Annotated in this window: 24 protein-coding genes and 1 riboswitch; of the genes, 7 read left to right on the top strand and 17 right to left on the bottom strand. The window is 70.3% G+C overall.

Annotated elements, in window-relative coordinates:
* Positions 1 to 68: 68 nt before the first annotated feature.
* The 5 genes from FHR56_RS05465 to FHR56_RS05445 all read right to left on the bottom strand — a co-directional run bounded on the left by FHR56_RS05465 (position 69) and on the right by FHR56_RS05445 (position 4,133).
* Entirely contained in the window at positions 69 to 1,259 is a 1,191-nt protein-coding gene (locus FHR56_RS05465) for a methyl-accepting chemotaxis protein (RefSeq protein WP_160947203.1), read from the bottom strand.
* A gap of 162 nt (positions 1,260 to 1,421) precedes the next feature.
* On the bottom strand, positions 1,422 to 2,036 hold the full coding sequence (hflD, locus tag FHR56_RS05460) for a high frequency lysogenization protein HflD (RefSeq protein WP_160947204.1): 615 nt from the start codon (positions 2,034 to 2,036) through the stop codon (positions 1,422 to 1,424).
* Positions 2,033 to 3,175 carry a tRNA 2-thiouridine(34) synthase MnmA gene (gene mnmA, locus FHR56_RS05455; protein ID WP_160947205.1) on the bottom strand — a complete coding sequence of 381 codons (1,143 nt, stop codon included), beginning with the start codon at positions 3,173 to 3,175 and terminating at the stop codon, positions 2,033 to 2,035. Before mnmA ends, hflD begins: the two co-directional genes overlap by 4 nt.
* On the bottom strand, positions 3,172 to 3,630 hold the full coding sequence (locus FHR56_RS05450) for an NUDIX hydrolase (RefSeq protein WP_160947206.1): 459 nt from the start codon (positions 3,628 to 3,630) through the stop codon (positions 3,172 to 3,174). The genes mnmA and FHR56_RS05450 overlap by 4 nt, the downstream gene beginning before the upstream one ends.
* A complete protein-coding gene (locus FHR56_RS05445) occupies positions 3,630 to 4,133 on the bottom strand; it encodes a hypothetical protein (protein ID WP_160947207.1) in 504 nt (167 codons plus the stop codon). Before FHR56_RS05445 ends, FHR56_RS05450 begins: the two co-directional genes overlap by 1 nt.
* 77 nt (positions 4,134 to 4,210) lie before the next feature.
* Between FHR56_RS05445 and clpS the strand changes: the two genes are divergently transcribed.
* Both clpS and clpA read left to right on the top strand, forming a co-directional pair.
* On the top strand, positions 4,211 to 4,531 hold the full coding sequence (gene clpS, locus FHR56_RS05440) for an ATP-dependent Clp protease adapter ClpS (protein WP_019796528.1): 321 nt from the start codon (positions 4,211 to 4,213) through the stop codon (positions 4,529 to 4,531).
* 124 nt (positions 4,532 to 4,655) lie between these two features.
* The gene (gene clpA, locus FHR56_RS05435; RefSeq protein WP_160947208.1) at positions 4,656 to 6,938 is read left to right on the top strand and encodes an ATP-dependent Clp protease ATP-binding subunit ClpA; all 2,283 of its coding nucleotides are present in this window, start codon (positions 4,656 to 4,658) and stop codon (positions 6,936 to 6,938) included.
* 126 nt (positions 6,939 to 7,064) lie between these two features.
* Here the strand turns inward: clpA and infA are convergent, their stop codons facing one another.
* From infA to trxB, 4 genes are all read right to left on the bottom strand, one after another.
* Positions 7,065 to 7,283: a translation initiation factor IF-1 gene (infA, locus tag FHR56_RS05430; RefSeq protein ID WP_004425677.1), complete on the bottom strand. Its 219-nt coding sequence runs from the start codon at positions 7,281 to 7,283 to the stop codon at positions 7,065 to 7,067.
* Positions 7,284 to 7,375: 92 nt separating this feature from the next.
* Positions 7,376 to 8,113 carry a leucyl/phenylalanyl-tRNA--protein transferase gene (gene aat, locus FHR56_RS05425; protein ID WP_160947209.1) on the bottom strand — a complete coding sequence of 246 codons (738 nt, stop codon included), beginning with the start codon at positions 8,111 to 8,113 and terminating at the stop codon, positions 7,376 to 7,378.
* A 22-nt stretch (positions 8,114 to 8,135) separates the two neighbouring features.
* Positions 8,136 to 9,260: a GNAT family N-acetyltransferase gene (locus FHR56_RS05420; protein ID WP_160947210.1), complete on the bottom strand. Its 1,125-nt coding sequence runs from the start codon at positions 9,258 to 9,260 to the stop codon at positions 8,136 to 8,138.
* A gap of 114 nt (positions 9,261 to 9,374) precedes the next feature.
* Entirely contained in the window at positions 9,375 to 10,343 is a 969-nt protein-coding gene (gene trxB / locus FHR56_RS05415; RefSeq protein ID WP_010341722.1) for a thioredoxin-disulfide reductase, read from the bottom strand.
* 287 nt (positions 10,344 to 10,630) lie between these two features.
* On the opposite strand from trxB, the gene FHR56_RS05410 reads away from it, so the two are divergent.
* The 3 genes from FHR56_RS05410 (at position 10,631) to lolA (ending at position 15,694) form a co-directional block, all read left to right on the top strand.
* A complete protein-coding gene (locus tag FHR56_RS05410; RefSeq protein ID WP_017909556.1) occupies positions 10,631 to 12,988 on the top strand; it encodes a DNA translocase FtsK in 2,358 nt (785 codons plus the stop codon).
* A gap of 53 nt (positions 12,989 to 13,041) precedes the next feature.
* Positions 13,042 to 14,982 carry a DUF3857 domain-containing protein gene (locus FHR56_RS05405; RefSeq protein ID WP_184502589.1) on the top strand — a complete coding sequence of 647 codons (1,941 nt, stop codon included), beginning with the start codon at positions 13,042 to 13,044 and terminating at the stop codon, positions 14,980 to 14,982.
* A gap of 85 nt (positions 14,983 to 15,067) precedes the next feature.
* The gene (gene lolA / locus FHR56_RS05400) at positions 15,068 to 15,694 is read left to right on the top strand and encodes an outer membrane lipoprotein chaperone LolA (RefSeq protein WP_010341718.1); all 627 of its coding nucleotides are present in this window, start codon (positions 15,068 to 15,070) and stop codon (positions 15,692 to 15,694) included.
* A gap of 46 nt (positions 15,695 to 15,740) precedes the next feature.
* On the opposite strand, the gene dmeF is transcribed toward lolA, so the two are convergent.
* Positions 15,741 to 16,868, bottom strand: a complete 1,128-nt coding sequence (gene dmeF, locus FHR56_RS05395) for a CDF family Co(II)/Ni(II) efflux transporter DmeF (RefSeq protein WP_160947211.1) — start codon at positions 16,866 to 16,868, stop codon at positions 15,741 to 15,743.
* Positions 16,869 to 17,009: 141 nt separating this feature from the next.
* On the opposite strand from dmeF, the gene FHR56_RS05390 reads away from it, so the two are divergent.
* On the top strand, positions 17,010 to 18,383 hold the full coding sequence (locus FHR56_RS05390; RefSeq protein WP_184502430.1) for a replication-associated recombination protein A: 1,374 nt from the start codon (positions 17,010 to 17,012) through the stop codon (positions 18,381 to 18,383).
* A 1-nt stretch (position 18,384) separates the two neighbouring features.
* A riboswitch (Fluoride riboswitch) is annotated at positions 18,385 to 18,454 on the top strand.
* A 110-nt stretch (positions 18,455 to 18,564) separates the two neighbouring features.
* The gene (crcB, locus tag FHR56_RS05385) at positions 18,565 to 18,984 is read left to right on the top strand and encodes a fluoride efflux transporter CrcB (protein WP_160947213.1); all 420 of its coding nucleotides are present in this window, start codon (positions 18,565 to 18,567) and stop codon (positions 18,982 to 18,984) included.
* 46 nt (positions 18,985 to 19,030) lie between these two features.
* On the opposite strand, the gene FHR56_RS05380 is transcribed toward crcB, so the two are convergent.
* The 7 genes from FHR56_RS05380 to FHR56_RS05350 form a co-directional block, all read right to left on the bottom strand.
* Entirely contained in the window at positions 19,031 to 19,363 is a 333-nt protein-coding gene (locus FHR56_RS05380; RefSeq protein WP_160947214.1) for a DUF3325 domain-containing protein, read from the bottom strand.
* Entirely contained in the window at positions 19,360 to 20,976 is a 1,617-nt protein-coding gene (locus tag FHR56_RS05375; RefSeq protein WP_160947215.1) for a PepSY-associated TM helix domain-containing protein, read from the bottom strand. Before FHR56_RS05375 ends, FHR56_RS05380 begins: the two co-directional genes overlap by 4 nt.
* Positions 20,973 to 21,248, bottom strand: a complete 276-nt coding sequence (locus FHR56_RS05370) for a DUF3649 domain-containing protein (RefSeq protein WP_160947216.1) — start codon at positions 21,246 to 21,248, stop codon at positions 20,973 to 20,975. Before FHR56_RS05370 ends, FHR56_RS05375 begins: the two co-directional genes overlap by 4 nt.
* 339 nt (positions 21,249 to 21,587) lie before the next feature.
* The gene (locus FHR56_RS05365) at positions 21,588 to 22,238 is read right to left on the bottom strand and encodes a tetratricopeptide repeat protein (protein ID WP_160947217.1); all 651 of its coding nucleotides are present in this window, start codon (positions 22,236 to 22,238) and stop codon (positions 21,588 to 21,590) included.
* Positions 22,235 to 22,711, bottom strand: coding sequence for a cytochrome c-type biogenesis protein (locus FHR56_RS05360; protein WP_160947218.1), 477 nt, complete (start codon positions 22,709 to 22,711; stop codon positions 22,235 to 22,237). Before FHR56_RS05360 ends, FHR56_RS05365 begins: the two co-directional genes overlap by 4 nt.
* Positions 22,708 to 23,250: a DsbE family thiol:disulfide interchange protein gene (locus FHR56_RS05355; protein ID WP_160947219.1), complete on the bottom strand. Its 543-nt coding sequence runs from the start codon at positions 23,248 to 23,250 to the stop codon at positions 22,708 to 22,710. The genes FHR56_RS05360 and FHR56_RS05355 overlap by 4 nt, the downstream gene beginning before the upstream one ends.
* Entirely contained in the window at positions 23,247 to 25,217 is a 1,971-nt protein-coding gene (locus FHR56_RS05350; protein ID WP_160947220.1) for a heme lyase CcmF/NrfE family subunit, read from the bottom strand. Before FHR56_RS05350 ends, FHR56_RS05355 begins: the two co-directional genes overlap by 4 nt.
* Positions 25,218 to 25,253 lie beyond the last annotated feature (36 nt).

Here is a 25,253-nt window from a genome sequence, read left to right as displayed (position 1 = left end):
GAGACGACAAGCCCCGGCAGGGGCCGGGGACTCGTCGGTTCATGGCACGGAGGACGACAAGGCGGGCTTTAGAACAGCTCGACCGTGCCGGCGCCCATGCTCTGCTGCGCCACCGGCTTGTGCGGCGGACGCTCCCACTCGGTGCGCATGTCGCGCAGACGGTTGCCGACCCGCTGCAGGGCGTCGATCAGTTCGTGATCGAACACGCCGCCATTGCGGTGCAGCAGTTCCTGCAGCGCCACGGCCTCGCGGTTGATCGCGGTCAGGCGGTCCAGGTGGGTGTGCACGCCGCCCAGGGCCTGGGTCGCGATGTCCTCGAACTGCAGGGCGCGCACCGCTTCGGCGACGCTGCTGTCGATGGCGCGGCCGCACTCGGAGATCTCGCGCATGCCGTCGCCCAGCGAGTGGTTGATCGCGGCCACGTTGTCCAGCATCGCCGCGGCTTCGGCCCGCGCCTCGCGGGAGCGGTCCATGTCGCGCGAGGCCATGTTCGAGACCGTCTCGCGGACCTTGGCGATGGCGTCCTTGGAGCTGTGCGCCAGCTTGCGGATCTGCTCGTTGAAGGTGGTCGAGCGCTCGGAGAGGTTGCGCACCTCGTCGGCCACCACCGCGAAGCCGCGGCCCGCCTCACCGGCGCGCGCCGCTTCGATCGCCGCGTTCAGCGCCAGCAGGTTGGTCTGGTCGGCGATCGACTTGACGTCCTCCAGCAGGGCGAAGATGCCGTCCAGGTGCTGGGACATGTCGTCGATGTAGTGCACCGTGGTGCTGCTCTGGCCGCTGACCTGCTCCAGCGCCTCCACCAGCTGCTCCATGCGCTGGCTGGCATGCTGGGCGAAGCGGGCCACGTCCACGCCGGCACCGCCGTCTTCGCCGGCGCGGTCGACGATGCGGGCCAGCGCCACGCTTTGCTGCCGCGACTTGCGGTTCATCGCCTCGAAGCTGCCGCCCAGGCCGCTGACCGCCTGGCGGATCAGTTCGCGGGCACGTTCGATCTCGGAGCGGGAGCCCTCGATCTCGTTGCCGACGAAGCTGCGCAGCTCGGTCAGCAGGTGGTCCTGCTCGCGCATGACCTTGGCCTGCTCCGGCGAGCGCCGGGTCTGGCTGTACGCGGTCCAGCCGGCGAAACCGAGCCAGCTCAGCGTCATCGTGGTGAGGATGGCCCAACGGACCGGGGCCGGCCAATCGAAACCGGCGGCGATGGGGAACAGCAGCGTCAGGGCGAGCGGGGCGGCCAGACGGATCAGGAGGCGTGAGTACATGGAAGTTCTCGGCAGATTCACGATTGCTGTATCGGCCGTCCCCCCCGGGTCTTTAGCAACGCAGTGAGCGGATCATCGAAACCTGCCGACATTCGTACGATCGACGTCGCAGAACGGCCGCGGGCGGTGCACTGCCGACTTCGCGACGGCGCCCCAACGGGCTCAGCGCAGCGCGCGGTCCACGGTCTCGCGCATGCGCCGCTTGGCCAGCAGGAAGTCCCACAGGCTGCCGCCCATCTGCCGCCACAGCACCGCCGAGCGCACCGCCGCCAGCAGCAGCGCACGGATCTCCGCCACCACTCCCGCCTGGCCCAGGTAATGCGGGTTGCCTTGCACCATCACCCGCGGGCGCAGGTGGCTGATGGTGTCGGCATAGAGCTGGCCCAGCGCCGCGATCACCTCCGGGTGGGTGCTGTCGCCATGGCGCTCCACCAGCGGTGCGATCCGGGCGAGGCCGGCGTCGACCTTGGCGTCGGTCTCGGCATCGCCGGCGAAGCGCCGCTCCAGCTGGATCACCGCCAGCGCCAGCCGCGGCAGCACCTCGTCCTGGCCCTGGTTGCGGAAGTAGTTGTGCAGCAGGCGCAGGCCCGGCGCCAGGTCGGCACGGCGGCCGTAGACCGCTTCGGGGCTGGGCGCATCGATGCGGAACACGCTGTCGAGCAGGGTGCGCACCAGCGACGCCTCCGACTGGCCGGTCTCGGCGATGCGCCGCACCTGCTGCAGGGCCTGGGCCACGCCCGCCAGCGCCAGCATGCGCGCGTCCATGGAATCGGTCATCGAATGGTGTCCTCGTGTACGGCGGGGGCCTGCTGCGCCAGGCGGCGCTCCAGCGGGGCATCGGTGGTGGCGATCACGGCGCCGCCCAGGCATTCCTCGCTCTGGTACAGCACCAGCGATTGGCCGGGGGTGACGGCGCGCTGCGGGCGTGCGAAGCGGACCGACAGGGTGCCGTCGTCGCCGACCTCGACCGTGCACGGTTCGTCGGCCTGGCGGTAGCGGGTCTGTGCGGTGCAGTCGAAGCGCCGTGCCGGCGGCGCGCCGGCGATCCAGTGGGCGGTCTCGGACTGCAGCCGGTTGGCCATCAGGTAGGGGCTGTCGCGGTCCTGGTCGACGTACAGCACGTTGCGGGCGACGTCCTTGCCGACCACGTACCACGGCGCCGCGGCGCGGCCGCGCACCCCGCCGATGTTCAGGCCCTCGCGCTGGCCCAGGGTGAAGTAGAACACCCCCGGATGCTCGGCCACGACCTGCTCGTGCGGGTCGCGGATCTCGCCGCGCCGCGCCGGCAGGTACCGGCCCAGGAATTCGCGGAAATCCCGTTCGCCGATGAAGCAGATGCCGGTGGAGTCCTTCTTGGCGTGGGTCGGCAGGCCGGCCTCGCGGGCGATGCGGCGCACCTGCTCCTTGGGCAGCTCGCCGACCGGGAACAGGGTCGCGGCCAGTTGCGCCTGGCCAAGCTGGTGCAGGAAGTAGCTCTGGTCCTTGTTGCGGTCCAGCCCGCGCAGCAGCCGCCAGCGGCCACCGACGCTGTCCACCCGCGCATAGTGGCCGGTGGCGATGCGCTCGGCGCCGAGCTCGCGCGCAGCGTCCAGGAAATGCTTGAACTTGACCTCGCGGTTGCACAGCACGTCCGGGTTGGGCGTGCGCCCGACGGCGTACTCGGCCAGGAAGTGCGCGAACACCCCTTGCCAGTACTCCTGCGAAAAATCACGAAAATGGAACGGGATGCCGAGCCGGCCGCACACCGCCACCGCATCGCGGCGGTCGTCGTCGGCGCGGCAGTCGCCGCTGCCGTCGTCGGCCCAGTTCTGCATGAACAGGCCGGACACCGCCGCGCCCTGCTGGACCAGTTGCCAGGCCGCCACCGACGAATCCACGCCGCCGGAGACCCCGACCATGACCGCAGCGCCGCTCATGCCACCTGCCGCAACAGGTCCAGCGGGTAGCGGCGCCCGGCCAGGTAGTCGGCCACCACCTGCCACACCAGCGGGCTGCGCCAGCGCGGCGCGGCGGCCTCCAGCTCGGCCGGGGTCATCCACAGCGCCCGCACGATGCCGGTGTCCAGCGGCCGCTGCGGATCGTGCGCGACCGGGTCGGCGGCAAAGGCGAAGCGCAGGTAGTGGCGGCCGTTGTCGGCCTTCCACTGGTAGGCGCCGATGAAGGCGGTCGGCTGCACCTGCCAGCCGGTTTCCTCCAGCGTCTCGCGCACCGCGGCGTCGATCAGGCTCTCGTCCGGCTCAAGGTGGCCGGCCGGCTGGTTCAGCACCAGCGCACCGGCGATCGCTTCCTCGACCTGCAGCAGGCGCCCGTCGCGCACCACCACCGTGGCCACGGTCACATCCGGCTGCCAGGGTTCGGCGGTCGCCGTCATCAGAACAGGTCCTTGCCGCCGTTGAGTTCGGCGTCCATCGCGTCGGCGCCGCGTGCGGCCGCCTCCAGCGCCTCGCGCAGCGCCGCATCGTCGGCATCGGCGGGGATCTTGACCACGAACACCGCGGTGCCGCCCTGGCGCACCCAGCCGCCGAGGATGTCGGACTGCGCGTCCTCCAACAGCCGGTTGGCGACCTTGGCGGGCAGGCTGTCGCCCTGCGCCTGGTAGGCCGGCGACCACACCTCGCGGATGCGGTAGCTACCGAAGGTCTCCACCGGCGAGCGCACGTAGGTGAGCTGCTTGCGCTCGCCGCCGTTCTCGCGCAGGCCGAACAGCACCTGGTAGTCGCCGTCCTCGTCGGCCTGCGCGTCGTAGCCCAGCGCCTGCAGGCGCTTGCCCAGCGCCGCATCCGGCGGCGTGGCGGCCGCCGGCATGGCGGCGGCGAGCAGCGCGGCGAACAGCGGAAGCTTGGGGAACATCGTCGAATGCATGCGAAGCGCCATCGAAAGGAGGGGAATTGTGCGGGCAGGGCCGGCGATCGTCCAATCCGGGCAGGCGGCCCCCCGTATATAATGGGCAGATGCCCCGCAAGAATTCCCCCGAGCACGATCATGGCGTCATGGTGGAGACCGGCAAGCCGGAAATCGCCCGACCGCCGATGTATCAGGTGCTGCTGCTGAACGATGACTACACCCCGATGGACTTCGTGGTGACCGTCCTGCAGCAGTTCTTCTCCCTGGACCTGGAGCGCGCCACCCAGGTAATGCTGCACGTACATACCCGCGGCCGCGGCGTCTGCGGGGTGTATACCCGCGAGGTGGCTGAATCCAAGGTGGCTCAGGTGAACGAGTTCTCGCGGATGAACCAGCACCCCCTGTTGTGCACGATGGAAAAAGCCTGATAGTGGGAGGCGTCGGCTCCCGGTCTGCCCGGACTAACGCGGTCTGAACACACTGATCCGATAGGGTTGTGGAAATCTCGCAGCTCAAGCCACATATCGTTGGCAACAGACGTCGGAGTGCACCATGTTCAGCAAAGATCTCGAGCAGACCATCGGCCAGTGCTACAAGCGCGCCCGGGAAGCCCGTCATGAGTTCATGACGGTGGAACACCTGCTGTTGGCGCTGCTCGACAATCCCTCCGCCCAGGCCGTGCTCAAGGCCTGCGGCGCCGATGTCGACCGCCTGCGCAGCGACCTGGAACAGGCCATCGAAGCCTCGGTGGCGCGCCTGGCCGACGACGACGGCCGCGACACCCAGCCCACCCTGGGCTTCCAGCGGGTGCTGCAGCGGGCGGTCTACCACGTGCAGTCCTCGGGCAAGAAGGAGGTCAGCGGCGCGAACGTGCTGGTGGCGATCTTCGGCGAGAAGGACTCGCACGCGGTGTATTTCCTGAACCAGCAGGACATCACCCGCCTGGACATCGTCAACTACCTGTCCCACGGCATCGCCAAGATGGGCGAGGACGGCGAACACGCGGCCCCGGCCGACGGCGAGCCCAAGGGCGAGGCGGGCGAGGGCGAGCCGAAGGGCGACGCCCTGGCCGAATACGCCACCAACCTGAACGAGCAGGCCCGCAACGGCCGCATCGACCCGCTGGTGGGCCGCGGCGACGAGATCGAGCGCACCATCCAGGTGCTGTGCCGCCGCCGCAAGAACAACCCGCTGTACGTGGGCGAGGCCGGCGTCGGCAAGACCGCCATCGCCGAGGGCCTGGCCAAGCGCATCGTCGAGGGCAGCGTGCCCCAGGTGCTGGCCGATGCGGTGATCTTCTCGCTCGACCTGGGCGCACTGGTCGCCGGCACCAAGTACCGCGGCGACTTCGAGAAGCGCCTGAAGGGCGTGCTGACCTCGCTGAAGAAGGTGCCCAACGCGGTGCTGTTCATCGACGAAATCCACACCATCATCGGCGCCGGCTCCGCCTCCGGCGGCACCATGGACGCGTCCAACCTGATCAAGCCGGCGCTGTCCTCGGGCGAGTTGCGCTGCATCGGTTCGACCACGTTCCAGGAATATCGCGGCATCTTCGAGAAGGACCGCGCCCTGGCGCGGCGCTTCCAGAAGATCGACATCGTCGAGCCGACCGTGGGCGAGACCTTCGAGATCCTGCAGGGTCTCAAGCCCAAGTACGAGGCGCACCACGGCGTGACCTATGCCGACGACGCGCTGCAGGCGGCGGTGGACCTGTCGGTCAAGCACATCGGCGACCGGCTGCTGCCGGACAAGGCGATCGACGTGATCGACGAGGCCGGTGCGCGCCAGCGGCTGTTGCCGGAAGGTCAGCGCAAGGAACTGATCGACATCGAGGAGATCGAGACCATCGTCGCCAAGATGGCGCGGATCCCGGCCAAGCAGGTCAGCGCCACCGACAAGGACGTGCTGCAGCACCTGGAGCGCAACCTGAAGATGGTGATCTTCGGCCAGGATCCGGCGATCGAGACGCTGTCCTCGTCGATCAAGCTGGCGCGCTCGGGCCTGGCCAATCCGGAGAAGCCGATCGGCAACTTCCTGTTCGCCGGCCCCACCGGCGTGGGCAAGACCGAGGTCACCAAGCAGCTGGCGCTGCAGTTGGGCATCGAACTGGTGCGCTTCGACATGTCCGAATACATGGAGCCGCATTCGATCAGCCGCCTGATCGGCGCGCCTCCGGGCTACGTCGGCTTCGACCAGGGCGGCCTGCTGACCGAGAAGATCGTCAAGACCCCGCACTGCGTGCTGCTGCTGGACGAGGTGGAGAAGGCGCATCCGGACATCTTCAACATCCTGTTGCAGGTCATGGACCGCGGCGTGCTCACCGATACCAACGGACGCGAGGCGAACTTCAAGAACGTGATCCTGGTGATGACCACCAATGCCGGCGCCACCCAGGCCTCGCGGCGCTCGATCGGCTTCACCCAGCAGGACCACTCCACCGATGCGATGGAGATCATCCGCCGCAGCTTCACCCCGGAGTTCCGCAACCGCCTGGACGCGGTGGTGCAGTTCCAGCCGCTGGCCTTCAGCCACATCCTGCGCGTGGTCGACAAGTTCGTGATCGAGCTGGAGATGTTGCTGCAGGAGAAGCACGTGTCGCTGTCGGCGACTCCGACCGCCCGCGACTGGCTGGCCCAGCACGGCTTCGACCCGCTGATGGGCGCGCGGCCGATGGCGCGGGTGATCCAGGACAAGGTCAAGCGCCCGCTGGCCGACGAGTTGCTGTTCGGCAAGCTGGTCAACGGCGGCCGCGTCACCATCGACGTGCGCGACGGCGAGCTGGTGGTGGAGACCCAGGCCGAGCCGGAGCGCCTGCTGCCGGCGACGGTGGACTGAGGCCGGGCAGGCACGACGAAAGGCGGCTGCAGAGGCTGCAGCCGCCTGGCGAGGTCACCGTCGTTCCATCGTTGCAGACGCGAAAGGCGGCCATTGGCCGCCTTCTTCATGTCCGCCCGTGGCGGATTACTTCATGCGGTAGGTGATGCGACCCTTGGTCAGGTCGTACGGGGTCATTTCGACCTTCACCCGGTCGCCGGTCAGGATGCGGATGTAGTTCTTGCGCATGCGGCCGGAGATGTGGGCGATGATTTCGTGCCCGTTTTCCAGCTTGACCCGGAACGTGGTATTGGGCAACGTCTCGCTGACGGTGCCTTCGAATTCGATGGAGTCGTCTTTCGACATGTAATCCTGTGCGATTCGGAACGGCCAAAGGCCTGAAGAGCGAGGATTTTACTCGCCTGGGCCGCGCCATGCAAAGTTTGCGTTAATCCCGCTCAGCCCTGGGCCAGTTCCAGCGCCGCCAGCGACCCGAATCGCGACGTCCACGGCCCGGTCTCGGCGGGCGCCGCCGCCAACGGGGCGATGGCCTCCAGGAAGCGGGCACGCGGCCAGCGCTCGGCGCCGAGGCTGAGCAGGTGGGCGTTCTCCACCTGCGCGTCGATCAGCGGCCAGCCCCAGCCGTGCAGGCGCCGCGCCAGCGCCGCCAGCGCCACCTTGGAGCCGCCGCTGCGGGCGCTGAACATGCTCTCGCCGAAGAACATGTGCCCGCGCGCCACCCCATAGATGCCGCCGACCAGATCGCTGCCGTCGAACACCTCCACCGAATGCGCGTGGCCGGCCTGGTGCAGGGCCAGGTAGGCCGCGCGCATCGGTGCGGTGATCCAGGTGCCGTCCTGGCCGCGGCGCGGGAGTTGCGCGCAGGCGTCGATGACCTGGGCGAAGGCGGTATCGGCGCGCACCGTCCACGGCGAGCGCCGCAGGCTGCGGCGGAAGCGCGAGGACAGGCGCACCCCGTCGCTGCGGAACACGGTGCGCGGGTCCGGGCTCCACCACAGGATCGGCTCGCCATCGGAATACCAGGGGAAGATGCCCTGCGCATAGGCCGCGAGCAGCCGGGTCGGCGACAGGTCGCCGCCGACCGCGAGCAGGCCGTCCGGTTCGCGCAGGGCGCTGGACGGCGGCGGGAACGGGGCGGCGGGATCGGCCGCGAGCAGGGCAGGGAGACGACGCATCGCCGGAAGCCTAGCCGATGCCTCAGGCGTCGTGGCGGAACGGCGAATGGCGCTGCAGCGCCGCCGCGTGCTGGCGGACCTCGGCACGCTCCTGCGCGCACCACTCGGCCAGGGGCACGCGGAAGCCGGGGTCGGCAATCCAGTGACGGCTGCGCACCAGCCGCGGCAGGAAGCCGCGGGCGATCTTGTGCTGGCCCTGCGCACCCGGCTCGAAGCGGGTCAGGCCCTCGCGCAGGCAATAGTCGATGCCCTGGTAGTAGCAGGTCTCGAAGTGCAGGCCGGGCAGGGGCTCGCCGCCCCAGTAGCGGCCGTACAAGGTGTCGCCGCCGCGCAGGCAGAACGCGCCGGCGACCGGCACACCTTCATGCATGGCCAGGAAGATCAGCAGGTTGCGCGGCATCGTTCGCGCAAGATGCGCGAAGAAGTCCAGGGTCAGCGCCGGCGAATTGCCGTAGTCGTCGAAGGTGCGCAGGTAGAACCCGTACATCGCCTCCAGGTCGGCAGCGCTGGCCTCGTCGCCGTGCAGTACGCGGAAGCCGACGCCGGCGCGCTGCACCTTGGCCCGCTCCTGGCGGATGTTCTTGCGGTGCTTGTGGTCCATCGCGCCCAGGTAGTCGTCGAAGCCAGCCCAGCCGGCCTCGTTGTGCCACTGGTACTGCACGTCGTTGCGCTCCAGCCAATCGGCGCCGAACGCGGCGTCCTCCTCGGCGCGGTGGAAGTTGACGTGGGTCGAGGACAGGCCGGTGCTTTCGGCGAGCGCCTGCATGGCCGCCAGCAACTCCTGTCGGGCGGCCGGGTCGCGCGCCAGCAGCCGCGGCCCGGTCACCGGCGAGTAGGGCACCGCGCACAGCCACTTGGGGAAGTAGTCCTGGCCGTAGCGCGCGTAGGCATGCGCCCAGGCGTGGTCGAACACGAATTCGCCGTGCGAGTTGCTTTTCAGGTACCCGGGCGCGGCCGCGACCAGCGTCTCGCCGTCCCAGAGGCTGAGATGCAGCGGGCTCCAACCCCAGTCCGGGCGCAGGCAGCCGTGCTGCTCCAGGCCGGCCAGGAAGGCGTGGGCGACGAACGGATTGCGGCCGTCGTGCAGCGCGTCCCAGTCGGCGGCGGCGACGGTGTCGAGCCGGCGCAGCCAGCGGATCCGGCTCATCGCCCCGGCCGCCGCAGCAGAACGGCGACCCGACCGCCGGTTGCCTCGGCGCGCGCGCTTGCCGGCGCGCGGCAACTGCCGGCGCGGGGTCGGCAGCTCAGAACGTGCGCGGACTCAGGCACCCTTGTCCAGATAGCGCTCGGCGTCCAGCGCGGCCATGCAGCCGAAGCCGGCCGAGGTGATCGCCTGGCGGTAGTGCTGGTCGGCCACGTCGCCGGCGGCGAACACGCCCGGCACCGAGGTCTCGGTGGCCGCGCCGCCCAGGCCGGAGCGGATCTCCAGGTAGCCGTTGTGCATGGCCAACTGGCCATCGAACAGCTGGGTGTTCGGGTGATGGCCGATGGCGACGAAGAAGCCGTGTGCCTCCAGGTCGCGGGTGCTGCCGTCCTGCACCGACTTGACCCGCACGCCGGTGACGCCGGCCTCGTTGCCCAGCACTTCGTCCACCTGGTGATGCCAGACGGTCTCGATCTTGCCGGCGGCGACCTTGGCGAACAGCTTGTCCTGCATGATCTTCTCCGCGCGCAAGGTGTCGCGGCGGTGCACCAGGTAGACCTTGCGGGCGATGTTGGACAGGTACAGCGCCTCTTCCACGGCGGTGTTGCCGCCGCCGACCACGACCACGTCCTGGTCCTTGTAGAAGAAGCCGTCGCAGGTGGCGCAGGCGGACACGCCGCGGCCCTTGAACGCCTCTTCCGAGGGAATGCCCAGGTACTTGGCGGTGGCGCCGGTGGCGATGATCAGCGCGTCGCAGGTGTAGTCGCCGCTGTCGCCGCTGAGCCGGAACGGGCGCTGCGACAGGTCGGCGGTGTGGATGTGGTCGAAGATCACCTCGGTCTCGAAGCGCTCGGCATGCGCCTGCATGCGCGCCATCAGGTCCGGGCCCATCAGGCCGTGCGGGTCGCCGGGCCAGTTGTCGACCTCGGTGGTGGTCATCAGCTGGCCGCCCTGCTGCAGGCCGGTGATCACCACGGGCTTGAGGTTGGCGCGCGCGGCGTAGACCGCGGCGGTCCAGCCGGCCGGGCCGGAACCCAGGATCAGCAGGCGCGAATGCTTGGCGGAATTGGCGGCAGAGGGGCTCATGTATACTCGCGAACAGGGTGAAATGGCGGCGGAAACGCGGCATTGCGCGGGGTCCGGCGAAGGCGCATAGAGTGGCGGCCGGCCTGGAACGAATCAAGCCGCGTGGCGGAAACGCTGCGGCCCGCCGCGACCGACGGCCTCCGCGGCACGCCAGTGCATGCTGCCAGCAGGCACCGCCGCGGCACAGCGGCGCGAGACCGGACGATTCAGGTAGCGCCTGCTGAAATGCAAGGGCGAGTCGTTTATTATCAATCACTAACGATGCATTTCTAAGGTCTGGTCATAGCGTGGCGAAGCAGGTTCCGGAACGCGGCAAATCCCAGGGCGCCAATGCGGCGGCACGCAAGCAGGGCGCCGCGCCCAACCCACGCCGGCAGAAGCTGTGGCGCGATCTGGCGCTGATCGCGATCGCGCCGCTGTTGCTGTACCTGCTGGCCAGCCTGGCCACGTATTCGGCCACCGATCCGGGCTGGTCGCACACCGGCAGCGTGGTCGCGCCGGTGCACAACATGGGCGGCAAGTTCGGCGCCTGGATCGCCGACGTGCTGCTGCAACTGTTCGGCTACGTGGCCTTCCTGCTGCCGGTGGTGATCGGCGCGATCTCCTGGATCGCGCTGTTCGGCATGGACCAGGACGGCGACGGCGAGGCCGACCTCGGCCCGGCGCTGCGCCTGGTCGGCATCGTCGGATTCCTGATCGCCGCCACCGGGCTGCTGCACCTGCGCCTGTTCGCCGGCGACGTGGCCGGCGCCGGCGGCATCCTCGGCAAGCTGGTCGGCAATTCGCTGGGCGCCGGCTTCGGCGCGCTCGGCGCCAACCTGTTCGTGCTGGTGCTGCTGCTGGTGTCGGTGACCCTGGCCACCGGGCTGTCCTGGTTTGCGGTGATGGAGCGCATCGGCAAGGCGGTGATGACCCTGCCGGCGCTGGCCCGACGCGGCACCCAGCAGGCCAACGAATGGCAGCAGACCCGCGCCATGCGCGAGGAACGCGAGGAAGTGCGCAAGGTCGACGCGGTGCAGCGCGCCAAGCGCGAGCCGGTCAAGATCGAGCCGCCGCCGGCGCCGGTGGTGGAGAAGAGCGAGCGCGCCAAGCGCGAGCAGCAGATCCCGCTGTTCCACGGCACCGGCAGCGACCCGTCCGGGGTGCCGCCGCTGGCGCTGCTGGACGACCCCAAGCCGCAGGCCAAGGGCTATTCCGAGGAGACCCTGGAAACCCTGTCGCGGCAGATCGAGTTCAAGCTCAAGGACTTCCGCATCGAGGCGCAGGTGGTCGGCGCCTATCCCGGTCCGGTCATCACCCGCTTCGAGATCGAGCCGGCGCCGGGCATCAAGGTCAGCCAGATCAGCTCGCTGGACAAGGACATCGCCCGCGGCCTGTCGGTGAAGTCGGTGCGCGTGGTCGACGTGATCCCGGGCAAGTCGGTGATCGGCCTGGAGATCCCCAACGTCAGCCGCGAGATGATCTATCTCAGCGAGCTGCTGCGCTCCAAGGAATACGACAAGTCGGCCAGCCCGCTGACCCTGGCCCTGGGCAAGGACATCGCCGGGCGTCCGACCGTGGCCGACCTGGCGCGCATGCCGCACCTGCTGGTCGCCGGTACCACCGGCTCGGGCAAGTCGGTGGCGGTCAACGCGATGGTGCTGAGCCTGCTGTACAAGGCCTCGGCCAAGGACCTGCGGATGCTGATGATCGACCCGAAGATGCTCGAACTGAGCGTCTACCAGGGCATCCCGCATCTGCTGGCGCCGGTGGTCACCGACATGAAGGAGGCCGCCAACGGCCTGCGCTGGTGTGTGGCGGAGATGGAGCGCCGCTACAAGCTGATGAGCGCGGTCGGCGTGCGCAACCTGGCCGGCTTCAACAAGAAGGTCAAGGACGCGCAGGACGCCGGGCAGCCGCTGATGGACCCGCTGTTCAAGCCCAACCCGGACCTGGCCGAGGCGCCGCGGCCGCTGGACACGCTGCCGTTCATCGTCATCTTCATCGACGAATTCGCCGACATGATGATGATCGTCGGCAAGAAGGTCGAAGAACTGATCGCGCGCCTGGCGCAGAAGGCTCGTGCCGCCGGCATCCACCTGATCCTGGCCACCCAGCGCCCCTCGGTGGACGTGATCACCGGCCTGATCAAGGCCAACATCCCGACCCGCATCGCCTTCCAGGTCAGTTCCAAGATCGACTCGCGCACCATCCTCGACCAGTCCGGCGCCGAGACCCTGCTGGGCCACGGCGACATGCTGTACCTGCCGCCGGGCACGGCGATGCCGGACCGCGTGCACGGCGCCTTCGTCAGCGACGAAGAAGTGCACCGCGTGGTGGAGCACCTCAAGGCCAGCGGCCCGGCCGACTACATCGAGGGCGTGCTCGACGAGGTGCAGACCATGGGCGACGGCACCGTGATCGGCGCCACCGGCCTGCCCGAAGCCGGCGGCGGTGGCGGCGACGAGTCCGACCCGCTGTACGACGAGGCCCTGCGCATCGTCACCGAGACCCGCCGCGCCTCGATTTCCGGCGTGCAGCGGCGGCTGAAGATCGGCTACAACCGTGCCGCGCGGCTGATCGAGGCAATGGAAGCCGCCGGCGTGGTCAGCCCGCCCGAACACAACGGCGACCGCAGCGTGCTGGCGCCGCCGCCGCCGAAGTGAGCCGCACCGCGCCCTCCGCCGGCCATGGCCGGCGCCTGCGTGGACCGGCGCCACTGCGCGCGGTGGGATGGTTGTTCGGCTCGGCGCTGCTGGCGCTGGCCGGCCTCGCCACGGCGCAACCGGCGCCGACCGCGGAGCGCGACACCGACCAGCAGGCCGCGGCCGCACCGGTGGTCAGCAACAACTACAGCTACGTGCGCTACCGCGCCGACCACGAGGTGCGCGAGGACGCCACCAGCGTGGAGACCGACGAGGTCGAGCTGCTGCTCAAGACCAAGGCCGGCGTCGACCAGTTCAGCCAGGTGCGCCTGAGCTACAGCGAGAAGCTGGAGACGCTGGAGGTGCTGTCCGCCTACACGCTGACCCCGGACGGGCTGCGCCACGACGTGCCGGCCGACAAGATCTACACCCAGGAGAGCTATTCCAGCGCGGCGGCGGCGATGTACGCCGACCGCAAGGTCAAGGTGGTGGTGTTTCCCAACCTGATGCCCGGCGCGCGCCTGGTGTACCGGGTGCGGCGCACCCAGAACGTGCCGTACTTCCCTGGCTACTTCAGCCTCTGGGAGACCTTCAGCGTGTTCTCCCAGTACGACGACGCCACGGTGACCCTGGTGGCGCCGCGGCGCCTGCAGATGCACCTGTACACGCGCGGCGTGCAGGGCAGCGACACGCCGCGGATCGATGGCGAGCAGGCGCGCTGGGAGTGGCACTACAGCCGCCGCGAGCCGATGAAGAGCCAGAACTGGTCGGCGGCGACCTGGGAATTCAGCCCGACCATCATGGCCAGCAGCTTCCGCCGCTGGGCGCAGATGGCCCAGGCCTACCAGCACAGCAGCGCCGCCGCCGCGCAGGTCACGCCCAAGGTGCGCGCCCGCGCCGAGCAGATCACCGCCGGCATCAGCGATCGCCGCGCACAGGCCGCGGCGCTGTACGAATGGGTGGCGCGCAACATCCGCTACGTGGCGGTGTACCTGGGCAACGGCGGGCTGCAGCCGAACAGCGCCGACAGCATCCTCGACAACCACTACGGCGACTGCAAGGACCACACCGTGGTGCTGGAAGCGCTGCTGGCGGCCAAGGGCATCGCCAGCACGCCGGTGCTGATCGGCGCGCAGGGCGGGCCGACCCTGCCCGAGGTGCCGGTGCTGGGCCGGTTCAACCACGCCATCACCTATCTGCCCGAGTTCAAGCTGTACGTGGACTCCACCAGCCCGTACGCGCGCTTCGGCCAGTTGCCGGCCGGCGACCTCGGCGCGCCGGTGCTGCACACCGCCGACGGCACCCTGGCGCGCACGCCGCCGGACGACGCCAAGCGCAACCGCTACCTGGTCGAGACCGACTATCGCTTCGCCGCCGACGGCAGCCTGAGCGGCATCACCCGCCTGGACAGCGGCGATGTCGGCGAGGTCGGCCTGCGCACGATGTTCGTGCAGCTCAACGCGCAGAACCGCACCCGCATCGAGGAATCGATCCTCGCCGCCTCCGGCTTCGACGGCAGCGGCGAGTTGCTGCTGCAGGGCGCGCCGCAGGACCTGCGCCGGCCGTTCGGCTACGCCTACCGCTTCCGCGCCCACGACTACGTGGACTTCGGCGTGGTCGGCGGCATGAGCCTGCCGCTGATGCCCGGCGCCGACTCGGTGCGCGGGGTCTACAGCACCGCCTCGGCCGAGCGCAATCTGACCCCGTTCTACTGCAACGACAACGCGCGCAGCGAGACCTACCGGCTGACCTTCCCCGACAGCGTGCCGATCATCGCGATCCCGGCCGACACCCATTTCCGCAATGCCGCCGGCGAATACGCCGCGACCTGGGTGCGCGACGGGCAGACCGTCACCGCCACGCACACGCTGCACCGGCGCGCGATCCACGGCCCGGCGGCGCTGTGCCAGCCGCAGGATTACGCCGCCTTCCGCGAGCTGTACCAGCAGGTGCGGCGCGGCTTCCGCGGACAGATCCTGTACGGCGACCTGAGCCGGATGCAGACCGGGCCGTAGCCCTGGCTCGGCGCCACATCACTCTGATCGCCTATTCAGGCGTGCCGCGTCACACTTCCCACACTCCATCCGGAAATCCATCCGCATGCTTCGCACACTCCGCTACACCGTCCTCGCCACCGCGCTGCTGGCCGGCTCCGCCTTCGCCGGCGCCCGCGAGGACCTCACTGCCTTCACCCGCGGGCTGAAGGGCCTGGACGGCCAGTTCGCGCAGAAGGTCTACGACGGCAAGGGCACGCTGAAGGAAAGCTCCAGCGGCCGCGTCGCCCTGTCGGCGCCGCGCCTGTTCCGCTGGGAGTACCGCAAGCCCTATACCCAGCTGATCGTCGCCGACGGCAGCAAGGTCTGGGTGTACGACCCGGACCTGAAGCAGGCCACGGTGCGCGCGCAGGGCAGCGAGGAACAGAACAGCCCGCTGACCGCGCTGATCGATCCGGGCAAGCTCGACCGCCAGTACGACGTCAGCGAGGAAGCGGTGGCCCGCGACGGGCTGCAGTGGCTGACCATGACGCCGAAGGTGGACACCGAGGCCAGCTTCCAGATGGCCAAGCTCGGCTTCGACCGCAACGGCCTGGCGCGCATGGAAGTGGTCGACCCGGTCGGCCAGCGCACCGAGATCAGCTTCAGCGACTGGAAGCGCAATCCGGCCTTCGCCACCGGCACCTTCCGCTACGTCCCGGACAAGGACGTGGACGTGGTCGGCGACCGCTGAGCCGGCTGCCGCCGCGCGCCGTCTCGGTGCGCGGCGGTCTTCCCGGTCATTCCGGGCAGGTCTGCACTTCGATGCTGACGTGGCCCAGGGTGGCCACGCCCTGCAGGCGCGCGTGGTAGAACGCCGCCGGCCGCGGCCGGTGGGTCACCAGCGACACGATCGCCGCGTGCTGGCCGGGGCCGACCCGCCACACGTGCAGGTCGGCGATGCGCTCGTCGTCCTGCTGCAGGCGGTCGCGAATCTGCGCCTGCAGCGCCGCCGGCGCCGAGGCGTCGAGCAGCACCGCGCCGGTGTCGCGCAGCAGCGCCAGCGACCAGCGTGCGATGACGATGGCGCCGACGATGCCCATCAACGCATCGGTCCAGGTCCAGTCCAGGTACTTGGCCAGCAGCAGGGCGACGATCGCCATCACCGAGGTCAGCGCGTCGGCCAGCACGTGCATGTAGGCCGAGCGCAGGTTGTGGTCGGCGTGCGCGTGGCGGTCGTGGCTGGCGGCCTGCGCGGGCGCCACGTGGGCGTGTGCGTGCCCGTGGTGATCGTGCGGGTGGTGATGGTCGTGACCGTGCGCATGATCGTGGTCATGCCCATCGTGGTGCGCGTGCGCATGGTAGTCATGCCGATGCCTGGCATGGGCATGGCCGTGTTCGTGATGATGGCCGTGACTATGCCCGTGCCCGTGCCCGTGCCCGTGCCCGTGCCCGTGATCATGATGGTGGTCGGCGCCCAGCATCCAGGCGCTGAGCAGGTTCACCAGCAGGCCCAGCGCCGCGATCCACAGGGCCTCGTCGTAGGCGATGTGGACCGGCTGCGCCAGGCGCAGCGCCGACTCCACGCCGATGCCCAGCGCGATCAGCGCCAGGATCAGCGCGCTGGAAAAGCCCGCCAGGTCGCCGACCTTGCCGGTGCCGAAGGTGAAGCGCGGATTGTGCCGGTGCCGCCGCGCGAACCAGTAGGCGAAGCCGGCCAGCGACAGCGCGCCGGCGTGGGTGGCCATGTGCAGACCGTCGGCCAGCAGCGCCATCGAGCCGGTCCACCAGCCGGCGACGATCTCCACGAGCATCATCGCGGCGGTCAGCGCCACCACCGACCAGGTGCGACGCGCATTGCGCTCGTGGCGCGTGCCGAGGAAATCGTGCTGATGGGTGAACGCATCCAGGGTGTCGTGGTGGCTCATGGCAGGGGCGGCCGGGCAGGGGAGGCGTCGCGATTCTAGCGCTCGCGTTGGCGCCACGCGGGCCTGCGGCGCCAGGCACGCCGCGGCCGGGCTGCATGCTGGAGGCAAGGCGTGCACGGGCCGCGGCGATAGAATGGGCGCATGGCCAAACGCAGACCCTTCGCTTCCGACACCCCCGATCTGCTGAGCGTCGACCGCGAGGCCATGCGCCCGCTGGCCGAGCGCATGCGCCCGCGCACGCTGGACGAGATGGTTGGGCAGAAGCGCCTGCTCGCGCCGACCAGCGCACTGCGCCGCGCGGTCGCCGCCGGTCGCGTGCATTCGATGATCCTGTGGGGGCCGCCCGGCTGCGGCAAGACCACCCTGGCATTGCTGCTGGCGCAATACGCCGAGGCCGAGTTCAAGGCGATCTCGGCGGTGCTGTCCGGCCTGCCGGAGGTGCGGCTGGTGCTGGCCGAGGCCGCGCAACGTTTCGCCGACGGGCGCCGCACGGTGCTGTTCGTCGACGAGGTGCACCGCTTCAACAAGGCGCAGCAGGACGCGTTCCTGCCGCACATCGAGCGCGGCACCATCCTGTTCGTCGGCGCCACCACCGAGAATCCCTCGTTCGAACTGAATTCGGCGCTGCTGTCGCGCTGCCGCGTGCACGTGCTGGAGGCGGTGTCGCCGCAGGACATCGCCGAGGCGCTGCAGCGGGCGCTGCACGATCCCGAGCGCGGGCTCGGCGCCGAGCCGTTGCGCGTGTCCGACGCGGCGCTGCTGGAGATCGCCGGCGCCGCCGATGGCGACGTGCGGCGTGCGCTGACCCTGCTGGAGATCGCCGCCGAACTGGCCCAGGACGAGGGCGGCGAGATCACCGCGCAGACCCTGCAGCAGGTGCTGGCCGACCGCACCCGCCGCTTCGACAAGGGCGGCGAGCAGTTCTACGACCAGATCTCGGCGCTGCACAAGTCGGTACGCAGTTCCAATCCCGACGCGGCGCTGTACTGGCTCACGCGCATGCTCGATGGCGGCTGCGACCCGGCCTACCTGGCGCGGCGGCTGACCCGCATGGCGATCGAGGACATCGGCCTGGCCGATCCACGCGCGCAGTCGATGGCGCTGGAGGCCTGGGACATCTACGAGCGCCTGGGCAGCCCGGAAGGCGAACTGGCCTTCGCGCAACTGGTGCTGTACCTGGCCAGCACCGCCAAGTCCAACGCCGGCTATGCCGCGTTCAACCAGGCCAAGGCCGAGGTGCGCGAGACCGGCACCCAGGAGGTGCCGCTGCACTTGCGCAACGCGCCGACCAAGCTGATGAAGACCCTGGGCTATGGCGCCGACTACCAGTACGACCACGATGCCGAGGGCGGCATCGCGCTGGACCAGACCGGCTTTCCCGATGCGATGGGCGAGCGGGTCTACTACCGGCCGGTGGAACGCGGCCTGGAGATCAAGCTCAAGGACAAGCTCGACCGCCTGCGCGCCGCGCGCGAACAGGCGCGGGCTGACAAGGCTGGGCGATCGACCGCATAATCGGTGCACAGGAGATGGCATTCCTCCTCGAACCGCCCGCAGCACTGCGCGCTGATGATGCCTGCCCAACCCCCGCCGGGGTGGCAGGTTCGCGCCCCGGCATCGTCCTTGTGGAGAATCCGATGCCCGTTTCTTCTCGTTTTTCTGCTGCCGCTCCGGCGTTCGTCTCGCGGAGGCGTGCATGAACCTGACCCTGTGGTGGCAGCAACTGCTGCTGGCGATGGCCGGCGGCGCGGTCGGCTCCGGTCTGCGCTTCGCGGTCGGCAGCGCGCTGCTGCAACGCTACGGCGCCGGTTTCCCGTGGGGCACGTTGGCGGTGAACCTGGCCGGCGCCTTCGTCGGCGGCTTCCTGCTGGTGTGGATCGAAGGCCGCGGCGCCAGCGCGCCGTACTGGCGGGCGCTGCTGATCGTCGGCCTGGTCGGCGGACTGACCACGTTCTCCTCGCTGATGATGGAAAGCATGGTGTTCGTGCGCAACGGCCGCCTCGGCATGGTCCCGCTGTACCTGGCGATCACCCTGGCGGCGGGGCTGGTGCTGGTGTTCGCCGGCGCGCGCACCGCCGCGGAACTGCGGGCGCCGACGGTGGCCGCCGATCGCTGAGTAAGGCGGGCCTAGGGCCGGCCGGAGAAGTGGTGGCAGGCCCGCCCTAGGCCAACAGGGCGGCGCCCACGCCCAGCGGCGGCGCCAGCAGCGCCAGCGGCACGATCAGCCGTGGCCGGTACGGCAGCAGGCCCAGGGTCAGCAGCGCCGCACTGGCGCTGAGCGAGCCCACCCACAGCACTGGGCCGATACCCCAGCCGCGCGCGGCGACGCAGCAGGCGAATGCCACGCCCAGCAGCAGCCAGCCGGCGGCCTGCAGTTGTCGCATCCGCGGCGCCGACGCGCGATGTGCGCCATACAGTTCGAGTTGGTGCTTCTCCATGCCCAGGCACAGCGCAACGAAGCCGGAGAAGGCCAGGCACAGGCCGAGCGCGGTCATGCGCCCTCCGTGGCCAGCACCGGCTTGCCCGATCCGCCGCGCTCGCGGGCGCGGCGTTCGGCCGCCGACAGCGGCGGTTGCCAACGCTGCATGCGTCGCGCAGCCAGCGCCAGGGCCAGGCCGAGGAACAGGCAGACCAGATCGAACCCGGCCAGCGCCCAGTCGCCGGCCAGCAGGCTCACGCCCAGGTGCGCCTCGGTGGTGACGGCGTTGAGCAGCGGCAGCAAGCCGAACAGCGCCGCCCCCGCATACAGTTGCCAGGCCCACATGGCGCGTTTCGGCCACACCTGCGCGGCGAGCAGGGCCGCCGCCCAGGCCAGGAAGAACACCGCCGCTTCGCGCTCCGGGCGTGCCTCCAGGTGCAGCGGCAGCAGCCGGTTGCCCCAGAAATAGGCGGCGAAGGCGATCGGCAGCCCGGCCACGGTGCCGATGTTGAGCGCGTCGACCAGGCGCAGGCCCAGGCCGATGCGTCCGACCTTGGCGTGCTTGGGCCGCTCCTTGACCGCCCACAGGATCGCGCCGCTGGCCACCATCAGGCAGCCGAGCAGGCCGCAGCCGAAGAACAGCCAGCGCAGCCAGGGGCCGGCGAAGTGCGCCAGGTGCAGGCCGTACAGGGTGCTGCGGGTTTCCGCGGCGGCGCCCAGCTCACCGCTGCGGCCGAGGATCTGGCCGCTGCCCGCGTCCAGCAGCAATGATGGCGTGGTGTAACCCAGGCGCTGGCCGTCGCCCTGGCGGATCTGGATGGCCGCGGCCGCGTCGCCGGCGTTGTACACGGTGAAGCCGGCGATCGGCGCCTGCGCGCCCCATTCGCGGCGCGCCACGTCCAGCAGTTGCGCGATCGGCAGCATGCGCCCGGGCGTGCCGCTGGCCTCGCGCAGGTTCTGCGGTTCCTGGAATGCCTCGGCGTAGAACGCCTGCTCGGCGTCGGGGTAGGCGGTCTTGATGCCCCAGGGCAGGTACATCAGCATCAGCGTGACCAGCCCGGTGTAGGTGATCATCGCGTGGTAGGGCAGGGCGAGCACCGCGCTGGCATTGTGGAAGTCCAGCCACGAGCGCTGGCCCTTGGCCGGACGGAAGGTGAAGAAGTCCTTGAAGATCTTCTTGTGGGTGATCACGCCGCTGATGATCGCCACCAGCATGAACATCGCGCAGAAGCCGACGATGTAGCGCGCCCACAGCGCCGGGATGTAGTGCAGGTCGAAGTGCAGGCGGTAGAAGAAGTCGCCGCCGCGGGTGTCGCGGGTCTGGCTGGCCTCGCCGCTGACCGGGTCGAGCAGGGCGTTGCCGAACATCTCCTTGCGGCTCTGGCGGGCGCCGTCGGCCGGCGGCGGATTGCGCCAGAACAGGTCGGTGAACGGCGCGCGCGGATTGGCCAGCGACACGAACCACTGCGGCGACTGCGGCGCCTCGCGCTGCAGCAGCGCCACCGCGCGTGCGGCGACCACGTCGGTGCTCGGTTGTGCGGCCGGCAGCTCCGGACGCATCCAGCGGCTGATCTCGTTGCGGAAATAGCTGGCGGTGCCGGCCATGAAGATCAGCAGCAGCACCCAGGACACCAGCAGGCCGCTCCAGGTGTGCAGCCAGGCCATCGATTGGCGGAATCCCTGCTTCATGGCGCGTGCTGCTGCAGCCAGGCGATAGCCAGCGCCATCGGCGCCAGCAGCGCCGCGATGCCCAGCCAGGCACGCCCGGCGCTGTGCGCGGCGAACGCCCACAGCGCGGTGCAGGCGCAGACCAGGATGCCCAGCATCATCCCGCTCAATACCGCCTGCGCGCGCACCGAGGGCCACAGCAGCGGCAGCAGCACCGCGGTGGCCGCGGCCAGCGCATAGCCGCCGACGATCGCGGCCAGGGTGCGCGCCAGCACGCCCAACCACGGTGGCAAGGAGCGGCGCCGCGGCGTCGCCGGGGCGTCAGGGGCGTGGAGCGAGGAGGAAGAAGCAGACATGCAGGCCCGTAGGGAGGAAGCACCGGCTGGGCAGCGGAGGACAGCGCGTGGCGGCGGTGGGTGAGATGTCAGTTAATGATACGCATTCCTATCTTTGGCGCAAATGCGGGGAGATGAACCGGGCGCTGGTGTAGTTGGCGCTGCCGCCACGCTGGGCTGCGTCATGGCATGTTCCGCGATCCCTTCATGCAAGCCGTCGCTGCGGACACGCTGAAACGCATGCTCGAGCAGGCTCTTTGAACAACTCGCGTCGCCGCCGCGATGGCTGCGACCGCGTCAGCGCGGCGCTGCGTTCCCCGGCGAGCCATTGGCCGCCATCGCCTCAGCCGTGGTGATCTTCTGCGTCACCGCCTCGCGCAGCGGCGACGCGGCGGGCAGCAGGGTCAGCAGGTGGCGCCAGTCGTCGGCCGCGTCGGCATAGCGCTGCCGCTGGAAGGCGGCGATGCCGCGCATCCACAGCGCCCGCTGGTTGTCCGGTTGCTGCGCCAGCACTCGGCCGAGCATGGCGCGTGCGGGGTTGCCCACGGCGAGATCGGCGCGTTGCGCGATGTCGGTCTCGGCCCAGCCGAGCAGGGCCTCGACGTTGTCCGGGGCGATCCGCAGGGCCTGCGCATAGGCTTGCTGCGCGTCGTGCGGGCGCTGCGCCTGTTGCGCGTCCCAGGCCTGCTGCAGCCAGCCTTGCAGCCGTTGCGCGGTCTGCTCCGGTGCAGCCGGTGGCAGCGGTTGCAGGGGGACGCCGGCCAGGGCCGTCGGCGTGCCGATGCGCCAGTACAGGCTGGCGCCGAGCAGCGGCAGCAGCACCGCCAGCAGCAGGGCGATGCCGCGTTGCGGACGCGCGCCGGGACGCTGGGCGAGCAGGGGGCGCAGCACGGCGAACAGGGCGATGCCGAGCATCGCCGCGGCGGTGAGGAGGAAGCCCAGCGTCACCAGGCATCCTCCGCGTCAGGCTCCACTGCCGCGGTGCCGATGGCGCGACGGCGCTGGCGCAGCGTCGCCACGACCATGCCGGCGCCACCCAGCAGCAACAGCGCCGGCCCGAACCACAGCAGCCAGGTACCCGGCGCCAGCGGCGGGTCGTACAGCACGAAGGCCGAGTAGCGATCGACCATGTACTGCTTGATCTGCGCATCGCTGCGCCCGGCCTGGAGTTGCGCGAATACCTGGTGGCGCAGGTCGCGCGCCAGGGTCGCGTCGGAATCGGCCAGGTTCTCGTTCTGGCAGACCAGGCAGCGCAGTTGCGCGGTCAGGTGCTGGAAGCGCTGCTCCTGCGCGCGGTCCTTGAACGGCAGCGGGTCCACCGCCTGGGCCAGCCCCGGCACTGCACCGCCCAGCAGCCACAGCAGCACCAGCAGCCGCCACCACGGCGTACGCCGGCGCGTCCGTGCGATGGGAGTGCTCATCGCCGTGCTCCGTCGAGCGCCGCGATCGCCGGGCGTAGCTCGTCGGCGAGCACCTGCGGCGTCAGCACGCCGACATGCTTGTAGCGGACTACGCCGTCGGCATCGATCAGGAAGGTTTCCGGCGCGCCGTACACGCCCAGGTCGATCGCCCGCTGGCCATCGCTGTCGACCAGCACCAGCGCGTACGGATTGCCGCGCTGCGCCAGCCAGGCGGCGGTGTCGTGCGGATCGTCGCGGTAGGCGTAGCCGACCAGGGACACGCCCAGTTGCCGGGCCTGCGCCATCAGCAGCGGATGCTCCTCGCTGCAGGCCATGCACCAGCTGGCGAACACGTTGAGCAGATACGGGCGGCCGCGCAGCGCCTGGCTGCCGCTGCGCAGGTCCGGGCGGTCCAGGCGCGGCAGCGCGAACGCCGGCACCGGCTTGCCCAGCAGCGGCGAGGGTACGTCGCGCGGGTCGTGGTTGCGGCTCCACCACAGGCCGAACCCGAACAACGCGGCCAGCAACAGGAAACCGGCCAGCGGCAGCAGCCGGCTCATGGTGCGGCGCCCGCGAGCGCCGCCGGCGTGACGGCGCTGTCCGCGGTCGGCTGTGCACGCAAGCGGCGCGCGCCGGCGCTGACGAAACCGCCGAGCATCATCAGCAGGCCGCCGGCCCAGATCCAGCGGATGAACGGCTTGTCGTACAGGCGCAGGGTCCAGCCGTATTCGATGTGCTGGTCGTCGACCGGCTCGCCCAGCGCGACGTACAGGTCGCGCAGCACGCCGGCATCGATCGCCGCCTCGGTCTGGATGCGCTCGCTGCTGTACAGGCGCTTCTGCGGATGCAGCACCGCCACGACGGCGCCGTCGCGCAGCACGGTCACGGTGCCTTGCTCGGCCTTCCAGTTGGGGCCGTCGACCAGGCGCACGCCATCGAAGCGGAACGCATGGGCGCCGATCTGCGCGCTCTGGCCGGGATCCAGGCGGACGTCGCGTTCCACCGACAGGCTTTCCGACAGCAGCACGCCGGCCACGAACACCGCCACCCCGGCATGCGCCAGCAGCATGCCAGCCAGTTCGGCAGGGAAGCGGCGGCCGCGCGGCGCGCTGCGCCAGCGGGTGAGCGCATACAGCGCGGTGCCGACGCCGACCCAGGCCGCGGCCGCCACCCCGGCCACCGCGCGCAGCGTGCCAGCGCTCAGCAGCCACGCCAGCAACGCGCAGGCCACTGCGGCCAGCCCGGCGCGCGCTGCCACCGCGCGCAGTGCGCCGGGTTCGGTGCGGCCCCAGCGCAGGTAGGGACCGAACGGCAACAGCAGCACCACCGGCAACATCAGCAGCGGGAACAGCAGGCCGAAGTAGGGCGGACCGACCGAGAGCTTGCCCAGCCGCAGCGCATCGCCGAGCAGCGGGAACAGCGTGCCCAGCAGCACCATCGCCGCGGCCACGCTGAGCATCAGGTTGCCGACCAGGATCGCGGTCTCCCGCGACAACGTAGCGAACGGCTTGCCCGCGGCCAGGCGCGGCGCGCGCAGCGCATACAGCAGCAACGAGCCGCCCACGACCAGCACCAGGAAGCCGAGGATGTACAGGCCGCGGCGCGGATCGGCGGCGAAGGCGTGCACCGAGGTCAGCACGCCGGAGCGCACCAGGAAGGTGCCCAGCAACGACAGCGAGAACGCCAAGATCGACAGCAGCAGGGTCCAGGCGCCGAGTGCGCCGCGTTTCTCGGTGACCGCCTGGGTGTGGATCAGCGCCGCGCCGACCAGCCACGGCATGAAGCTGGCGTTTTCCACCGGATCCCAGAACCACCAGCCGCCCCAGCCCAGTTCGGCGTAGGCCCACCAGCTGCCGGCGACGATGCCGGCGCTGAGGAAGCCCCAGGCGACGTTGGTCCACGGCCGCGCCCAGCGCACCCAGGCCTGCTGCTGCTCGCCACCGAGCAGGGCGGCGATCGCGAAGGCGAAGGCCACCGAGAAGCCGACGTAGCCGGTGTACAGCACCGGCGGATGCAGCACCATGCCCGGGTCCTGCAGCACCGGATTGAGCTCGCTGCCGTCGCGCGGCATCGGCGACAGCCGCGCGAACGGATTGGAGGTGAACAGCACGAACGCCAGGAAGCCGCTGGCGATCAGCCCGAGCACGCCGAGCACGCGTGCGGCGAAGACCTCGGGCAGATGCCGGCCGCTGCGCGCCAGCGCCACCGTCCACAGGTTGAGGATGGCGATCCATAGCAGCAGCGAGCCTTCGTGCGCGCCCCACACCGCGGCCAGCCGGTAGTACCAGGGCTGCGCCAGGTTGGCGTTGGCGGCGACGTAGCGCACCGAGAAATCCAACTGCAGCAACACGTAGGCGAGCAGGGCGAAGGCCAACCAGGCGAAGCCGGCCTGGGCGTAGGCGGCCGGCCGCGCCACCGCCGTCCAGGCGCGCTGGCCGCGCCAGGCGCCGAGCAGCGGCAGCACGCCCTGCACCAGCGCCAGCAGCAAGGCCAGGATCAGCGCGCACTGGCCGAGTTCGGCGCTCATGGCGACACGCTCGCGGCGCTGCGGATCACACCGTGT

Source organism: Xanthomonas sp. F10, assembly GCF_014206815.1.
GTDB classification, from domain to species: domain Bacteria; phylum Pseudomonadota; class Gammaproteobacteria; order Xanthomonadales; family Xanthomonadaceae; genus Xanthomonas_A; species Xanthomonas_A indica.
This window is presented reverse-complemented; position numbering and strand designations above follow the sequence as displayed.

What these genes read in the sequence shown, in the direction of transcription:
- infA (WP_004425677.1), bottom strand. Translation starts at nt 7,283, where the DNA reads ATGTCGAAAGACGACTCCATCGAATTCGAAGGCACCGTCAGCGAGACG.
- FHR56_RS05420 (WP_160947210.1), bottom strand. Translation starts at nt 9,260, where the DNA reads ATGAGCCGGATCCGCTGGCTGCGCCGGCTCGACACCGTCGCCGCCGCC.
- FHR56_RS05445 (WP_160947207.1), bottom strand. Translation starts at nt 4,133, where the DNA reads ATGGCGCTTCGCATGCATTCGACGATGTTCCCCAAGCTTCCGCTGTTC.
- FHR56_RS05360 (WP_160947218.1), bottom strand. Translation starts at nt 22,711, where the DNA reads ATGAGCACTCCCATCGCACGGACGCGCCGGCGTACGCCGTGGTGGCGG.
- FHR56_RS05375 (WP_160947215.1), bottom strand. Translation starts at nt 20,976, where the DNA reads ATGAAGCAGGGATTCCGCCAATCGATGGCCTGGCTGCACACCTGGAGC.
- FHR56_RS05380 (WP_160947214.1), bottom strand. Translation starts at nt 19,363, where the DNA reads ATGACCGCGCTCGGCCTGTGCCTGGCCTTCTCCGGCTTCGTTGCGCTG.
- FHR56_RS05390 (WP_184502430.1), top strand. Translation starts at nt 17,010, where the DNA reads ATGGCCAAACGCAGACCCTTCGCTTCCGACACCCCCGATCTGCTGAGC.
- hflD (WP_160947204.1), bottom strand. Translation starts at nt 2,036, where the DNA reads ATGACCGATTCCATGGACGCGCGCATGCTGGCGCTGGCGGGCGTGGCC.
- crcB (WP_160947213.1), top strand. Translation starts at nt 18,565, where the DNA reads ATGAACCTGACCCTGTGGTGGCAGCAACTGCTGCTGGCGATGGCCGGC.
- FHR56_RS05355 (WP_160947219.1), bottom strand. Translation starts at nt 23,250, where the DNA reads ATGAGCCGGCTGCTGCCGCTGGCCGGTTTCCTGTTGCTGGCCGCGTTG.
- FHR56_RS05350 (WP_160947220.1), bottom strand. Translation starts at nt 25,217, where the DNA reads ATGAGCGCCGAACTCGGCCAGTGCGCGCTGATCCTGGCCTTGCTGCTG.
- clpS (WP_019796528.1), top strand. Translation starts at nt 4,211, where the DNA reads ATGCCCCGCAAGAATTCCCCCGAGCACGATCATGGCGTCATGGTGGAG.
- FHR56_RS05465 (WP_160947203.1), bottom strand. Translation starts at nt 1,259, where the DNA reads ATGTACTCACGCCTCCTGATCCGTCTGGCCGCCCCGCTCGCCCTGACG.
- aat (WP_160947209.1), bottom strand. Translation starts at nt 8,113, where the DNA reads ATGCGTCGTCTCCCTGCCCTGCTCGCGGCCGATCCCGCCGCCCCGTTC.
- clpA (WP_160947208.1), top strand. Translation starts at nt 4,656, where the DNA reads ATGTTCAGCAAAGATCTCGAGCAGACCATCGGCCAGTGCTACAAGCGC.
- trxB (WP_010341722.1), bottom strand. Translation starts at nt 10,343, where the DNA reads ATGAGCCCCTCTGCCGCCAATTCCGCCAAGCATTCGCGCCTGCTGATC.
- mnmA (WP_160947205.1), bottom strand. Translation starts at nt 3,175, where the DNA reads ATGAGCGGCGCTGCGGTCATGGTCGGGGTCTCCGGCGGCGTGGATTCG.
- dmeF (WP_160947211.1), bottom strand. Translation starts at nt 16,868, where the DNA reads ATGAGCCACCACGACACCCTGGATGCGTTCACCCATCAGCACGATTTC.
- lolA (WP_010341718.1), top strand. Translation starts at nt 15,068, where the DNA reads ATGCTTCGCACACTCCGCTACACCGTCCTCGCCACCGCGCTGCTGGCC.
- FHR56_RS05450 (WP_160947206.1), bottom strand. Translation starts at nt 3,630, where the DNA reads ATGACGGCGACCGCCGAACCCTGGCAGCCGGATGTGACCGTGGCCACG.